This is a genomic window from Opitutus sp. (genome assembly GCA_024998815.1).
GTDB lineage: Bacteria > Verrucomicrobiota > Verrucomicrobiia > Opitutales > Opitutaceae > Rariglobus.
On the sequence record JACEUQ010000001.1, the window covers coordinates 910262 to 924964 of the forward strand.

The window sequence follows — 14703 nt, forward strand, 5'->3', positions numbered from 1 at the left end:
GGAAGGGGCGGTTTTCAGCCTATTGCAGGCTGATGGCGAAGTTTGAGGCCCAGCAGTTTTCGGCTTCGGTCCAGTCCACCGGGTCGCCTGGAATGCCGAAGGTTGCCCGCAGGGCTTCGTTAAGGCGCAGCTTGTGGTGCTTGCCGGCCGTGAACTTCATGCGCGCGGCCAGTTGGCGGTCGAAACGCCCCTTCCCTCCGGCCAAGCCCAGCAGCAACGTCCATTGGTCGTTGGGCTTTTTGGTGCGTTTATCCTCCATGCCGAAATCGGCCGCGGTGAGCGTGCGCACCGGCGATCCTCGAACGGAAACTTTGGCCTGGTAGGTGTCGGTGGTGAAAAAGGTGATCTGCACATCGGTCCACCGCGCACCGGTCGGCGTGGGAAAACGCGAGCGCGGGGCCTGCCCGAGCAACCCCTCGGCGAGGGCGTCCAATTCATCGCGTGCGGAGCTGGTCACCTGAATACCCTGCGGTCGGAAGAACAGGTGTTCGTCCAAAATGAAGAACGGCCACCGGCGTTTTTCGGCAAAATCACACGGCACCTGCCCCAGACTGGAATCGGTCGGCAGGAGTAAAATCAGGCCGCCCTCGCGGCGGTCATAGCTCAGTTTTTGGAGGTACTGGAGCAACTGAACGGGACAACTCGCGCGGATTAGGATGACCGGCACGGCCAGACCTGCGGAACCCAGCAGGGTGGCAATGTGCAGCACGGCGGGCGTGCCGTGGAGCGGTTCGGCAACCGGGGAAACAGCGAGCGCACGGGCGATGTCGGTGGCGAGTTTACGGTCGTTCAAACCGTAAAGAACCAGTTCGTCGGCGGTAAAAACGCGTTTCTCACAACGGCCCTCGTCACAGACGCCGACGAGGGTGTCGTCGTCGTGTTCAACGATGCGATACCGGCACCCGGCCCCGCGGTCGGTCCGCTCGCAGCGGTGGGTGGTGGCCCGCTCCGCACTGGGGGTGAGGTAAGGGCGCAGCAAGGCGAGGTCGGCGGGCGCGAGGCCTTTTTGCCAACGCGCAATGCCCCGGGCACCGGCCCCGACGATCTCAATCGCCTGCCAGATGGGCGACATCTTGAAAATCCTTCGGCGGGAGAAAGGGGAGCAGAAAACCCCGTTTATCGAGCCAGCTGATGAAGACGGCACTGTCCTCGTCGTGGTCGTAGTTGGACTGGTTTTCCGGCTTGATGGTCACCTTGCGAGGCTGAGCGGCGTTCTTAAACCCGACCGAAAAGACCGCACGCAGCAGGCGATGCTGACGGGTGAATTTGACTTCTTCGGCGTCCAAGGTCGCGAACACGTCCCCGGACTTGTAGACGAACTTACTCACGTTTTTTTTCGCCGTGTTCGACGTTCAGCTCGATGAGCCGAATCCAGGTGATGCCGGGCACGTCGGCGCAGACCAAGGCACCTCGGCCCAACTCGCGCAGGGGATCGAGGGTGAAACGAGCACAGTCCGCGAAGTGTGTTTCGCGGCCGTAGAAGGCGAAACCAAAGTGGGCACCATACATGCGGGTGGTGCGGACGCCCTCGGCGTGGATGTGAATTTGTTCGCTGATCGGATCGACCACGACCACGTCGAACACCTCGGGGTAGTATCCGGCGGTGTCGCCACGACCGTCGGCGGTGAGGGTGGGTACACGCTTAAACCCGTCGCCGTGGCGGATCATGAACCAGTGCTCGTGGCCGCGCTCGTAGTGAAATATCAAGCAGCCGGCGGGCCGGTTGTGCTTTATGAAAAACAGTTCGATGCCCTGGCGGAGCTGGTTGAGCAGCGCCTCGCCGACCGGCTGCATGGCGGTGGTTTTTCGGAACGAACCAGCCGCGTGGGTTTCGAAGGCACGGGTGCGAAGTTGCACTCGGTGAATATAAAGGTGGCGCGCCTTGTCCGGTGCCCGCAGCCAGAGGGACAAAGCCAGGTCGGCGAGGCAGGCGTCCGGCGGGATCGGGATGCCGGCCTGGGTGAGCGTGTGCCAGAGCTCCTCGGTCGGCTCGGGTTCGGCCAACACCGACACGGTGAACAGCGCCTCCACCAACGGTGTCGGTGTCGTTGGGCCGTTTTTCAGCAGTTCGGTAATCAGCGGTTGGCAGGCGGCGTAACGTTTTTCGTTTGAGCCAAGGGCATCGAGGTCCAGTCCGGCGGTGGTCAGGAACGCGGGGAAGCGTTCGAGAAGTTCGCGAAGCAGCTCGGGGGCAAGGGAGCGGAGCAGCTCGGGGCGGGTGAACCGGATGGGACGAGGGTCGGACATTGCAGAAGTAGTGGGTAGCGAGTAGGCCGGAGGCGGAGGAGCCAGGGGCGGGACGCGCCACACGCGAGTAGGAGGGATAACCCTCAAACCCGCGTTGCCGTTAGCCCAGACAAGCCCCAAGCGGTTGTGGGGTGTGGACCCTTGTTGGCGTGAATCAATGGATTACGTATTTTTAAAAGTTTTAATAATAGGTAGTTAAGTTGTTCAGTTAATTTGCGATTAACTTGGTTTTTGAGGGAACCGAGGGCGGTGAATAGGTTACTGTGGTTGCAAAAAAAGCCCGCCACTAAGGGCGGGTTGGAGGGCGGCACGGGCGGCGCCGGAAATCGACGCAATGCGATTCAGGCGCGGGCGGGGATTTTCAGTTTGGTGCGGATGTGGAGGGCGACCTCGGAGACGTCGTAATAGACGAAATGCCCGATGCGGTGGTAGGGAATGCGGCGGAGTTTTGACCATTCGCGTAGAGTGCGGATGGAGGGCTCTTTACCGGCGGGAAAAATCCCGCTGGTGCGTAGGCCGACGATGTCGGTGAGTTGCGAGCTGATGCAGGGCGCAGAAACGGTGGTTGGATTCATACTCACAAGGCGGGGTGTCAACGTGGCGGCGGCGCGTGACCGCGTGGGGATGGAAGGGCTCGGAGTCGTGCACAAGGCCAGCAACCCCTAGCAGTGAATGTCCCCAGGCAGCCAAGCGGAGGTTCAATCTTGACTGTAGGGCCGCAAACTCACATTGGTGAGCGGTCATCAATTTAACGGCGTGGGCTTACTTTGTCCCAAAGCACGTCACGATTAATCATCCATCGGTCATTTTCTATGAGCACTACAGCTACTCCTTCCCCCAAAAAATGCGGTTGTGGCAAAACCGCCAATCATCAAGGCAACTGCGACGGTTCACACGCAAAGCCAGAACCCAAAAAGTGCGGTTGTGGTAAGACCAAGAATTCCAAAGGCCATTGCGACGGTTCGCATGCAAAGTAAGGCGCAAGGCCTGAGGACACTATAATGGGTTCACCCGCCGTTCGGCGCGATCCGGCGGGATACTTCGTGAGACTAATGCTGTCCGTGCCCTAATGGGCAAAACGGACACATGTGTCCGTTTTGCGGTTGGGGGGGCTGACTAGGCGGCGATTGGCAGATCTATACACGGTTGCATTGGATCGGCCGCCAGGTTGGTAGATGCGGTCGGAGCGATGTGCACAACGTAGGCGGCAACGACCGGCGTCGGCAAGATGGCGAAGAACTGCTCGGCTTCAGCGGGAGTTTTCAGGTCGAGGTAGTGCTTGCGGATGATGCTTTCCGAGTTGCCCGCCTGGAGCGCCGCCTCGCCCATCGACCGGTATTTGGCCACGTGCATGGAAATGAACGTGTGCCGCATGATGTCGTGGGAGAGGCCGAACTTTTCGGCGATGCGCGCCCGCTGGTGTTGCAGGTTTTTAGGTATGATCGGGAAGCGGCTGATTGGGTATGCGGTTAACCAGGCGGCGAGGTTGGGCGAGATGGTGACGTTGCGCTTCATGCGGACCTTCGAAACCTCGGGCTCGATTAGGATGACGCCGGTATCGAGGCGGACGTGCTCGGGCTTGAGCTTGAAGATTTCACCGGTGCGCACACAGGGGCGGATGCCGGCAAACAGCGCGAGGGCGAAGAACGGCACCAAGGCCCCGCCGTCGATCTGCTCAACGTGGCGCATGAGGGCGGCGGACTGCTCGGCGTTCAGGGTTTTGGCCGAACCGCGACGATGGGCGATGCGCAGGTGGGGCACCTTTTCCAGCGGGTTGGCGGCGACCCAGTCCTGACAGAAGGCGAACTTGAAAAAGGTAAACAGGATGCCCCGCCGGTTGTTAAAGGTCTTCGGCTTGGGGGTGCCGCGCTGACAATGGGCGGCGAGGGTTTCACGGGAGAGCACCGCGAGCGATTTGCCGCGGAACCACTTTATGAGGTCTTCGAGTCGAACGCGGATGTCCTTCAACTGGCACTCGGACAGCATGCCGTTGGCGTGCTCTTTTTTCTTGGTGGCGAGGTAGACGGCGACGGCGTCATCCACGGTGATTTCACGCTCAGGGGCGCGGTAGTTGGCCAGCGCGTACTCTAAATAGAACTCAAGCGACTTGGGCGCGTCGGCCAAACGACGGAACGCGGCCTCGGCTTCGTGGAGCTGTTCGTCGGTTAAACGGGTGGCGGTGCTGCGGATGCCGGTATCGGACTGAGCCGCCTTAATATCTAGAGCGTCTTTCTCGGCGCCGGCCTCGACGCGGGTTTTGAAGTTCTTGCGAATGCGCAGGCCATGGAGGCGGCCATCGACTCGCCAGGAGGTGATGCCGTTGCGGTTTACGAAGCGGGAAACGATGAATGCGGACGGGGACATGTTTAGGTTGCCATGTCAATTGGACAACCTAGTTAGCCCGTTTTGTTAAGTTGCTCAATGTGAGCGATATAACTGGCGGAGAGGGAGGGATTCGAACCCCCGGGAGCTTGCGCCCCAACGGTTTTCAAGACCGTCGCGATAGACCACTCTGCCACCTCTCCGTGAAACGTAACAAGGGGCGAAATTTTCTGCCTGCGGCGCGTTTGTCGAGCTTTCTCGCGCCTCGTTTCGGCCCACCGGTTTGCCTGCCGCTCCCTCACCCCGTCGGGCAATCATTCGACCCACCGGCTCACCACCCCGACAATCAGTTCCACTGCTGCAGTTAATCGCCCCATTCCCAAAATACTTAAACCTAAATCCGGCAATAGAAAGTGCGGCCGGCGGGCGTTGCCCGTCGGATAGATGAGGGTGGAGAGTGCTGCGGCAGGCTGAACGGAAGCGCGATCAGCTTGGGGCGGTGGCCAAAGGCGGTTCAGGGCCGAGTACAGGGAAGTTTTCCTGTAAAATCCTCGCTACGATTTGCCCCCAGCGCTGGGCGACACTCCATTGCTCCGCATTATGAAGGATACCATGTAACCATCTGGCCAGCTTTGTGATGAGTTCACTCAGGCGAGGTGCCTCGGCATGGCTCAAGCGCACGTCCAGGCGGCGTTGACCGGAGTGTTCGCTCTGCCGGGTCGCTCCGCAGAGCAGACGGGGACGTGTACTCACCGCCTCGTGGTGCTGACCGGGTTGAAGCAGGCGGTGATAGAGCGTCCACCAGTTGTAAACCAGTGCGGCCAAACGCGCGGCGTGCTGACAGGAGTTTAGCTCCTGGGAGGTAAACCCCGACCAGCTCCACTGGTTCTTGAGCTCGTCGAAGGGGTTTTCCGCGCCCCCACGTTCCCGATACAGGGTGGCAAGGGTAAGGATCTCGTAGGGCAGGCTCGTAACGAGGATCTGATGTTCGTAGATGATCGGCTCGCAGGCGGCCGCGTCGGGGATGTTCAGCAGCAAAGCGTGGTCGGCTTGCTCGCGCACGAGGCGGCGGCGGGCCCGGGGGTGGCGTTGGTCGTTGAGGCGACGGCGCAAGACCACCACACGTCGGGCCCGGTTCCAGCCTTGCAGGCGCAGGCAGCTTTCGCAGCCCTGCCAGCCTTGTCCGGCGTCGGTCCAAGCGGTGGTGGTGGTGCGTTCAAGCGCGGCCACCAGCTCGCGGGCCTTGGCGGTGCGGCGCAGTTTGAACAAATAGTTGAGTTTACGCGCTTCAGCTTCACTGAGCAGCGCCTCCTGGCCATAGGCGCAGTCACCGCGCAAAAGATGGGGCCGGCGCTCGGCTGGCAGTCGGTCGATGAGCGCCCACAGCCCCGCAAAACCATGTCCGGCGGCGGATTGATCGCCGGGGTGCACCTCCACGTCCAGACACAGGCGCAAGGTGGCGATCCAGTAGGTGTGGTAGGCGTGGCTGGGGCGTCCGGGCTTTTGCGGGTTATAGCCGATGCTGGCACCTTCCTGACGTCCATAGATGGGCTTGATGGTGACATCGATGTCGAGGATCCACTGGTTATCCAAAAACCCATGACAGGTTTGGTCGAGGTGACGCCGCAACCAGTCCTGCCCCTGCTCGGCACCGATGCGAGCCAGCGCCCGGCGCACACAATCCTCGCTGACAATCGACTTAAGTCCGAGCAGGCTCGGGGCAATGTCGTCGCCGCGCAGGGCCGCGAGGTGCGCGTAGCGATAGTGCCCGGAGAGCATCCCCAAAAGCAGGGTTCCAATCACGTCGCGAGGGCGGTGTGCGCGGTTGCTGCTGTAACAAAGCGGCGTGTCCGCAACCAGTGCCTCGAAGCCTCCTGTCGCACACAAGTACTGCGTGAAAAACACCAGTGCCCCCAAGGGGCTCACCGGCAACTCTGGGGCGAACTGCGCACGAAAACGTCCTCCGGGTGTATCCACAATCAACACCTCGGCGGCATCGCTTGGCGTTGCCTTGTGATCAGGGTTTTCTGACTCACCCTCGGGGTGAGCTTTTTCCGGCGGTAAAAACGGCGGCATATGACAGCCAAACAATCACCTGCGTGATTTTTGGCTAGTTTCTATTGCCGGATTTAGGTTAAACCGCTGACACCTGAGCTTTCGGGTGCGCGGGCTCCCACTCTGGCGTTGCCGCTCCACAAACCGGCCAGCAGCCTGCCGACGTGGCGGTTTCTCAACACCTACTCGTCGATGCCGCCAACGTTCTCCACGCTTGGCCGGAAACGCGCGCGTTGCTCAAACGCGATCGTGCGGCCGCTCGCGCACTGCTGATCCAGCGACTCCTCGCTCTCCACGACGCCGAGTCGGTGCGCGTCACGGTTGTCATCGATGGGCGCGGTCCGGATCTGGTGGTCGAACACCCTTCACAGCAGGCCACCTTTGCAGTTATCCATACACCCCGATCGCTCTCCGCCGACGACGTGATCGAACAGATGGTCGGCCGCTCGGCAGTACCCTCGGCCTGCGAGGTGGCCACGGGGGATCAGGCTCAGCGCAACACCATTGAGGCAACTGGCGCAGTCTGGTTGCCCACTGCCGACCTGCTGGCGCGCGTCGAACGGGCCGAACGGCGCGTCCAAACCCAAGTCAGCGGAATTAATCGCACCACGGCACGCGAATGGGGTCGGCGCTAAGCGCCATGCGTGAAACCCACTCCGAACCGACTACACTCAAACCCAGCGCAGTAGCCGAATTGCAGGGCCTCTATGGGGCGTTCACCTTTCCCGAGCGGCTCCTGCAGCAGATTTGGCAACGCAGTGACTACGACACGACCCACGCCCATACGGCGGATGGACGTCCCCTGAAAATCCGCTATCCGGGCCGATGGAATCATTTAGGCGGCCCCGATTTCGCCGGCGCCCGGCTCAACATCGGCGGGCAAGAAATCAGCGGCGACGTCGAATTGCACCTCAACGCCCAGGACTGGTACGCCCATGGGCACGCCTCCAATCCGACCTATGACAACGTGATCCTCCACGTGGTGCTTTTCCCCTGTGAGGAGGCCTGCACCGCCGGCGCACACGGGCGAATGATCCCGATCCTGTGCCTGCTACCACGCCTACATCACGGGTTGGAGGAATACGCCGCCGATGCAGCAATCGAGCAACTGGCCGGCCGGCCGCTGCACCGGGCCCAAGAAAAACTCGGGCTTTTGAGTAACATTGAACTGGATACCGTCTTACGCGACCACGCGCAATGCCGGTGGCGCAGCAAGGTTTACTTTGCCCAAAAGCGCATCGCTCGGCTGGGGTGGGAGTCGGCTTGCCACCACGTGGCACTGGAAATTCTCGGCTACCGCTTTAACCGCGCGCCGATGCTCAGCGTTGCCTCGGCCCACCCCTTGGCACAGTGGACGCAGGGGCAGGTCGCGCCCGATCAAATTTTCAGCGAAGATCCGGAGCGATGGGTACTGCAAGGGGTTCGCCCACTCAATCACCCCCGGTTACGGCTGAATCAATACGCCCAGTGGTGCCGTGAGCGGCCAGACTGGCCTGAGCGGCTGCAAAACGGTCGGGCGTGGCGAGCGCTTCAGGGTGATGGCGGTTCCGCCCCCCCGACAGGACAGGGAAAATGGCGGCGCAGGGTGCGCTTAACCGCCATTCGCGCCCAAATGATGGATGAGTTATGTGCAAACAGGGTGAGCGGAAGCCGATTCGACAATCTGACCGGCGACGGCTTTATGCCCCTGCTCGCAGCCCAAACGGGGCTCAATTTAGCCGGGGCGTGGCTGGGGTGGTTTGCCGGAGACGCGCCGGAATCGGCGGTGAAGGTCCTCAAAGCGCTGGGGGCAGTTGATGGCCGCGACAGGCCGGTGGCGCAGGGGCCAATCCAGGGATTGTTGGGCTGGATGATGGAGCAGGAAAGGTGTGCCGAAGGCGTGAAGCGCACGATGGATGGGCGCGGGACTTGACAAAAAATTACCGCGCAAGCTACCCTGCCCCTTTCTAACAACGTTCACTTTCCAAAAGGTGGGCCCTATGGCCCGCCTTTTTTTTACTAAATACATATCCTATGAGCAGCGAAATTCTTTCAGTTCTCGAATACATGGAGAAGGAAAAGGGCATTGGCCGCGCCGACATGATCGACGCGATCGTAAATGCCATCAAAACTGCTGCGCTCAAGAGCGTTAATGCGGGTCAAGAGATCAAAATCGATATCAACCCCAAAAACGGCCAGCTCCACGCTTGGCTGCTGCTCAAGGTTGTTGATTCTGTGAGTAATCCACGTTCTGAGATCCACATTGAGAAAGCTCAAGTGATCAAGCCTGGCGCTCAATTGGGCGACATCTTGGAAAAGGAAATGGATCCCGCTTCGTTGGGCCGTATCGCCGCCCAAACCGCCCGCCAGGCGGTCATGCAGAAGCTGCGCCAATTTGAAAAGGACCGTGTGTATGACGATTTCAAGGACGTCATCGGCAACATCGTAACCGGCACCGTGCGTCGCAAAGAGCGCAACGATATCTACATCGATTTGGGCAAGGCCGAAGCGGTCTTGTCCGTTAAAGAACAGGTTCCCGGCGAAGAATATCAGCCCGGCGACCGCATTCGTTGCTTGTTGCTGGCCATCGAGAGCACCCCGCGCGGCCCCGAGCTCATGCTCACCCGCGCCAGCCCCAAGTTTGTTCGTCGCCTGTTCGAAGTTGAGGTTGGCGAAATCGCTGACGGCACAGTGAAGATCGAGGCGTTCGCCCGCGAGCCGGGTTACCGCACCAAGATCGCCGTGGTCAGCACCGACCCGAAAGTCGATCCGGTCGGCGCTTGCGTCGGCGCCCGTGGTGCACGCGTCAAAACCATCGTGCGCGAGCTCAACGGTGAGAAGATCGACATCATCAACTATTTCGCAGACCCGAAGCAGATGGTGATCGAGGCGCTCAAGCCGGCCATGCCGCGCGAGATCGTTCTCGATGAAAAAAATCATCGCATCCTGCTGAAGGTGGCGACCGAGGATTTGGCCATCGCAATCGGGCGCAAGGGGCAAAATGCCCGCCTGACCTCGCGCCTGATCGGCTGGCGCCTCGATATCGAGGAGTTCCACGCCGTCTCCACGGATCCACGTGCCGTAGCCACTAGCACCCTAGTTAAGACCTTTGACCTCGATCCGGTTCTCGCCGAGCGCCTCGTTGCCATCGGTATCAATTCGCCCGCCGCCTTCGAGGGCGTAGGAGCAGACGACTTGGTCGACGCCGGTTTCACCAGCGAAGAAGCTGCCACCATCATCAGCACCGTCGGCAGCGTATAATAACACGCCCAGCTTAGTTTTCCCGTCCCGTCACTTTTCATCAGCCGACAATTATTTAATGAGCATCCGCATTCACGAACTCGCCAAACGACACAACATGGAGGCCAAAGACATGTTGGCCTTGCTCAAGGAGCGTGGCTTCGTGACCGCAGACACCAAGTCGGTTTCCAGCACGCTCAACAAGATCTACGAAGAGGAGATCGAAAAGGAGTTTGCTGCAAAGGCTCCGGCGGTAGTCCCAGCGGCCGCCCCAGTGGTTCTTGAGGCGGCACCCGAGCCGGTGCCTGAGCCGGTGGTGCACAAGGTCCCGAGCGTGAAAAGCGCCGAGGATGTCGTGCGCGAAAAAGAAGTCGCCAAGGCCGCACAGTTGGCCGCATCGGCACCTGCGGTGGCGAGTGCTCCCAAACCCGCGCCGGCAGTACCGACTCCGGTTGTATCCACTTCATCCCCACGTCCGGTCTCGGTTCCACAGCCGCTGCCTCCCCGCCCCATGGCATCGCCTGCACCCGTACCGCCCATTTCACGGCCAGCAGTGGTTTCGGCCCCGGCTCCGGCCCCGCTGCGCCCTCCCGTAGTCGCCCAGGCTTCACCCGCTTTTGCCTCAGCCCCTCGACCTGCCCCTGTATTAGCCCCGCAGGCCCCCCGTCCGGCACCGGTTGTGTCCGCCCCGGTTTCGGCACCGCGCGCCCCCATGCCGCTTCCGGGCGCCCCGCGTCCGGCTCCAGCCGTAGTGTCCGCCCCCGGCACCCCGGGCATGCGCGCCACCCCGCCCGCCCAGACGGTCACCATCACCACCGAGGGCGACGTTAAGGTTATCCACCTTAAGCCGCCGATCATCGTGCGTGACTTCGCGACCGCGTTGAGCATGAAGCCCTTCAAGCTGATCTCCGAACTCATGGAGATGGGCATCTTCTCCTCGATGAACCAGGCGATCGATGAGGCCGTAGCCGTAAAGGTCGCGGCGAAACATGGCTTCATGCTCGAGATCAAGCACCGCGGCGAAGCCGCGCAGCAGATCCAGCAAACCGCCAAGGAAAAGGCGACCCACAAGGCAAAGGCGGCAGCCGAGGCCGAGGTGCAAAACCTCGCCCCCCGCCCTCCCGTTGTTTGTATCCTTGGCCACGTTGACCACGGTAAAACCTCGTTGCTCGACGCCATCCGCAAGGCCGACGTCTGCGCAGGTGAGGCCGGTGGCATCACCCAGCATATCGGTGCCTACCAGATCGAACACGCGGGCAAAAAGATCACCTTCCTCGACACCCCTGGCCACGCCGCTTTCAGCAAAATGCGCGCCCGTGGTGCCGATGTCACCGACATTGCCGTGCTCGTGGTTGCAGCCGACGACGGTTTCATGCCGCAGACCGACGAGGCGCTTAAGCACGCGCAAAATGCAGGCGTAACCCTGATGGTTGCCGTCAACAAGATGGATGCTCGCGGCGCCAACATCGAGCGCGTCAAACAGCAGATGCAGGAGCGCAACATCGCCCCCGAAGACTGGGGTGGCGAAACTGTCACCGTGCCCGTGTCCGCCCTCAAAGGCACCGGTATCAGCGACCTGTTGGACATGATCCTGCTCCAAGCCGACGTGCTTGAGCTCAAGGCTAATCCCAAGACCGAACCGTCGGGCATCATTATCGAGTCCCAAATCGAAGTCGGGCGCGGTCCGCTGGCCACGGTCATCGTTCAGCGTGGCACACTGCGCGTCGGTGACGCCATCGTGTGTGGTCCGCACTGGGCAAAAGTGCGCGCCATGTTTGATGACGCGGGCAAGAATCTCAAAGAGGCCCCGCCCGCCACACCGGTGCGCGTCATCGGTTGGTCCGGAGCGCCCGACAGTGGCGCCGAGTTCCGTTCCACCAAGAATGCCCGTGAGGCTGAACAATTGGCCGAAGAGGCCGAGCACCTCATTCGCAAGACCACCGGTCAGGCCGACGCCGCGCCGAAGGAAGTCTCCGTCGAGAGCCTCTTTGCGAACATCGCCGCCACCCAGGCCAAGGTGCTCAAGTTGATCATCAAGACCGATGTGTTCGGCTCAACCGAGGCCGTTCGCAACGTCTTGGAAAACATCAAGAGCAACAAGGTTTCGCTCGAAATCGTGTCCGTCGAAGTCGGCTTGGTGTCCAAGACCGACGTGCTGATGGCCAGCGCCGCCGGTGCGGTCGTTGTGGGCTTTAACACCAAGCTGGAAAACGGTGTCACTGCAGTCGCCAAACACCACGGCGTGCGCATCGAAACCTACGGCATCATCTATGAGTTGGCCGACAAGGCTCGCGACATGATGGCCGACCTGCTCGACCCCGACCTCAAGGAGACCAAGACCGGCGCCGCAGAAGTGCGCGCGACGTTCCCGCTCGCCAAGGGTTTTGTGGCCGGCTGTTTGGTCACCGAAGGCAAGATCACGCGCAACGCCTCCGCCCGTCTCCGCCGCAAGAAGGAGATGATTTTCGAAGGCAAGGTCACCACGCTCAAGCGCTTCAAGGACGACGCCACCGAGGTGCGCGCCGGCATCGAGTGCGGTATCAAGCTGGGTGATTTCAACGGCTACGAGCCCGGTGACGTCATCGAGTGCTACGAGATCACCAAGGTTCGCGCTTCGCTCTGATTGCCTGCTGCGACTCGCGAAAACCACGCGAGTCGCTCACTTTAAAAAATGTCCACCCGCACCCTTCGTGTTAACGAGCTGCTTCAGCGCGAGCTAAGCGCCATTCTGCGCACCATCTACAAGGACGAGGCGGTGGCGATCACCCTCACCGGCGTCCAAGTCTCGCCCGATCTCCACGAGGCCCGCGTGTTCGTCGCTGTCACCGGAGACGAGGAAGAGACCGAGAAATGCCTGCGCTGGCTCAAGCACAACTCCAAGGACTTCCGCTTTGAGTTGGGGCGGCGCATTGTGCTCAAGAACATGCCTCACTTCACCTACGTGATGGACGTGTCGACCGATCGCGGTAATCGAATCCTCTCGGTGCTCGATGACATTGCGGCGCAGGACAAGGCCCGTAACGCCGCTCAACCTCCGCCTCCGGGCAAGGAGTAACGCGTGGAGTTGATCTATCCTGAGTTCTACGACCGGTTCGCGGCCTTCCTGCGCTCGCTGGAAGATAAACGAGTAGTGGTCATCGCACATGCCCGGCCCGACGGCGACTGTATCGGCTCTCAGGTGGCGCTCACCCGTGTGCTGCGCGCTTTGGGCATCGACGCCATCTGCGCCAATCCCGACCCCACGCCCCGCCGCATTCAGTTTGCCGTGGGCGATACGCCTCTGGTGCGTTTCGACGGCCTGCCGACCGGCGAACTCACCGCCATTTACGTCGATTGCGCCGACCAAAGCCGGGCCGGCGTGAAGTTTAAGACGCGCTTCCCCGCCCCGTTTGCGAACATCGATCACCACCTCTCCAACGACGGGTTCGCGACGCATAACTTTATCGATGTGGGCTCAGCCGCTACGGCCGAAATCCTCGCCGGCCTTTTTATCGACCACCACCTCCCGGTTGACGCCCAGGCCGCCCAAGCACTTTACACGGGCATCGCCACCGACACCGGCCAGTTTCGCTTCAATTCGACCTCGCGGCGCACCTTCATGATCGTCGGCGAGTTGATGGCCCGCGGCGCCCAACCTGCGGCCGCCGCCGCCGAGCTCTATGAGCGCGAGACCCCGGGTAAACTTGAACTGCTGCAACGTTTTCTCGCCTCCCTGCGCTACGAGTGCGACGGGCGCGTATGCATAGGCAGTCTGCCCGACGGCATCTACGCTGCCACCGGAACCAGTCAGGAAGACGCCGAGGGCCTGGTTGATTATGCACGCTCCATCGAAGGCGTGGATATCGGCGTGCTCATCGAGGAACAGGCCGGCTCCATCAAAGCCAGCCTGCGCGCCAAAGACCCCGTATATCGCATGGATCTGATCGCCGCGCATTTTAACGGCGGTGGCCATGCCTGTGCGGCCGGTCTTAACCAAACCCACGTTGCGGTGGATTTGTTTCGCTCCCGCCTAGTCGCCGCACTCGGCGACCAGATCGCTGCCGTGGATAGACTTAAGAAACCAACAAGCTGATGCTCGCACCTACCAAAGAATTCGATGGAGTGCTCCTGATCGACAAGCCCGGCGCACACACCTCCCACGACGTGGTCGCCCGACTCCGCGGCATCCTCAAAATGAAGCGTATCGGTCATGCCGGCACACTCGATCCGATGGCGACCGGCCTGCTGGTGATGTTGGTGGGTAAAGCCACTAAGCTCTCGCAGTACCTCATGAGCGTGGAAAAGGAATACACCGGCACCATCGAACTGGGCAAAGTGACCAACACCCAAGATGCCGAGGGTGAAGTGCTGAGTTCTGCCCCCGTGCCCGTCCTCACCGAAGCCGACGTGCGCAAGGCACTCGCCGGATTTCTTGGCGACCAATACCAGATCCCGCCGATGTTTTCGGCCATCAAGATCGCCGGAAAGCCCCTTTATAAAAGTGCCCGCGCAGGCGAGGAAGTGGAACGCGAACCGCGCTTCATTCGGGTGATGAACTACGAGCTCACCCGCTGGGAATCCCCCGAGCTCGATTTCCGCGTCCTTTGCACCAAGGGCACCTACGTGCGAACGCTCGCGCACGACCTCGGCCAACGCCTGGGTTGCGGCGCCCACTTGAAGGCGTTGCGCCGCATTTCCTCGGGATCCCTCAACATTTCGAAGGCCGTAACACTCGAGCAGTTGCAAAAAATGACGCCTGCCGAAATCGACCAGGTGCTCATTCCCGCTTACGAGGCCGCGCCCAGCGTGGCATTCGGTTAACAACTGAGATCGCCGGAGCTTTCCGCCCCGGCCATTTTAACCCCTTGCTGCGCCGTGGCT

At 61.1% G+C, this 14703-nt stretch carries 13 protein-coding genes and 1 tRNA gene; 7 read left to right on the top strand and 7 right to left on the bottom strand.

The features are described from left to right. Window positions 1–19: 19 nt before the first annotated feature. The 7 genes from H2170_03930 to H2170_03960 form a co-directional block, all read right to left on the bottom strand. Window positions 20–1072, bottom strand: coding sequence for a hypothetical protein (locus H2170_03930; protein MCS6299236.1), 1053 nt, complete (start codon window positions 1070–1072; stop codon window positions 20–22). Next, the gene (locus H2170_03935; protein ID MCS6299237.1) at window positions 1047–1328 is read right to left on the bottom strand and encodes a hypothetical protein; all 282 of its coding nucleotides are present in this window, start codon (window positions 1326–1328) and stop codon (window positions 1047–1049) included. Before H2170_03935 ends, H2170_03930 begins: the two co-directional genes overlap by 26 nt. Beyond that, complete coding sequence (locus tag H2170_03940) at window positions 1321–2247, bottom strand: hypothetical protein (GenBank protein ID MCS6299238.1); 927 nt, start codon at window positions 2245–2247, stop codon at window positions 1321–1323. Before H2170_03940 ends, H2170_03935 begins: the two co-directional genes overlap by 8 nt. Before the next feature lie 341 nt (window positions 2248–2588). Continuing rightward, window positions 2589–2822 (bottom strand): hypothetical protein, encoded by a 234-nt coding sequence (locus H2170_03945; GenBank protein MCS6299239.1) that lies wholly within the window; start codon window positions 2820–2822, stop codon window positions 2589–2591. A 541-nt stretch (window positions 2823–3363) separates the two neighbouring features. Next, window positions 3364–4611, bottom strand: a complete 1248-nt coding sequence (locus H2170_03950; GenBank protein ID MCS6299240.1) for a site-specific integrase — start codon at window positions 4609–4611, stop codon at window positions 3364–3366. 73 nt (window positions 4612–4684) lie between these two features. Continuing rightward, window positions 4685–4772 (bottom strand) — tRNA-Ser (locus tag H2170_03955). 283 nt (window positions 4773–5055) lie between these two features. Then, window positions 5056–6645 (bottom strand): transposase, encoded by a 1590-nt coding sequence (locus H2170_03960; GenBank protein MCS6299241.1) that lies wholly within the window; start codon window positions 6643–6645, stop codon window positions 5056–5058. A gap of 143 nt (window positions 6646–6788) precedes the next feature. On the opposite strand from H2170_03960, the gene H2170_03965 reads away from it, so the two are divergent. The 7 genes from H2170_03965 to truB all read left to right on the top strand — a co-directional run bounded on the left by H2170_03965 (window position 6789) and on the right by truB (window position 14643). Next, on the top strand, window positions 6789–7259 hold the full coding sequence (locus H2170_03965) for an NYN domain-containing protein (protein MCS6299242.1): 471 nt from the start codon (window positions 6789–6791) through the stop codon (window positions 7257–7259). A 5-nt stretch (window positions 7260–7264) separates the two neighbouring features. Beyond that, entirely contained in the window at window positions 7265–8536 is a 1272-nt protein-coding gene (locus tag H2170_03970) for a DUF2851 family protein (GenBank protein ID MCS6299243.1), read from the top strand. 101 nt (window positions 8537–8637) lie between these two features. After that, window positions 8638–9864, top strand: coding sequence for a transcription termination factor NusA (gene nusA / locus H2170_03975; GenBank protein ID MCS6299244.1), 1227 nt, complete (start codon window positions 8638–8640; stop codon window positions 9862–9864). A gap of 58 nt (window positions 9865–9922) precedes the next feature. Next, window positions 9923–12466 (top strand): translation initiation factor IF-2, encoded by a 2544-nt coding sequence (gene infB / locus H2170_03980; protein MCS6299245.1) that lies wholly within the window; start codon window positions 9923–9925, stop codon window positions 12464–12466. A gap of 48 nt (window positions 12467–12514) precedes the next feature. Beyond that, window positions 12515–12898 carry a 30S ribosome-binding factor RbfA gene (rbfA, locus tag H2170_03985; GenBank protein MCS6299246.1) on the top strand — a complete coding sequence of 128 codons (384 nt, stop codon included), beginning with the start codon at window positions 12515–12517 and terminating at the stop codon, window positions 12896–12898. A 3-nt stretch (window positions 12899–12901) separates the two neighbouring features. Then, entirely contained in the window at window positions 12902–13915 is a 1014-nt protein-coding gene (locus tag H2170_03990) for a bifunctional oligoribonuclease/PAP phosphatase NrnA (protein ID MCS6299247.1), read from the top strand. Continuing rightward, entirely contained in the window at window positions 13915–14643 is a 729-nt protein-coding gene (gene truB, locus H2170_03995; GenBank protein ID MCS6299248.1) for a tRNA pseudouridine(55) synthase TruB, read from the top strand. Before H2170_03990 ends, truB begins: the two co-directional genes overlap by 1 nt. Window positions 14644–14703 lie beyond the last annotated feature (60 nt).

Coding starts and splice junctions, on each gene's coding strand:
- H2170_03930 (MCS6299236.1), bottom strand. CDS start 1,072: ATGTCGCCCATCTGGCAGGCGATTGAGATCGTCGGGGCCGGTGCCCGG.
- infB (MCS6299245.1), top strand. CDS start 9,923: ATGAGCATCCGCATTCACGAACTCGCCAAACGACACAACATGGAGGCC.
- nusA (MCS6299244.1), top strand. CDS start 8,638: ATGAGCAGCGAAATTCTTTCAGTTCTCGAATACATGGAGAAGGAAAAG.
- rbfA (MCS6299246.1), top strand. CDS start 12,515: ATGTCCACCCGCACCCTTCGTGTTAACGAGCTGCTTCAGCGCGAGCTA.
- H2170_03940 (MCS6299238.1), bottom strand. CDS start 2,247: ATGTCCGACCCTCGTCCCATCCGGTTCACCCGCCCCGAGCTGCTCCGC.
- H2170_03945 (MCS6299239.1), bottom strand. CDS start 2,822: ATGAATCCAACCACCGTTTCTGCGCCCTGCATCAGCTCGCAACTCACC.
- H2170_03960 (MCS6299241.1), bottom strand. CDS start 6,645: ATGCCGCCGTTTTTACCGCCGGAAAAAGCTCACCCCGAGGGTGAGTCA.
- truB (MCS6299248.1), top strand. CDS start 13,915: ATGCTCGCACCTACCAAAGAATTCGATGGAGTGCTCCTGATCGACAAG.
- H2170_03970 (MCS6299243.1), top strand. CDS start 7,265: ATGCGTGAAACCCACTCCGAACCGACTACACTCAAACCCAGCGCAGTA.
- H2170_03950 (MCS6299240.1), bottom strand. CDS start 4,611: ATGTCCCCGTCCGCATTCATCGTTTCCCGCTTCGTAAACCGCAACGGC.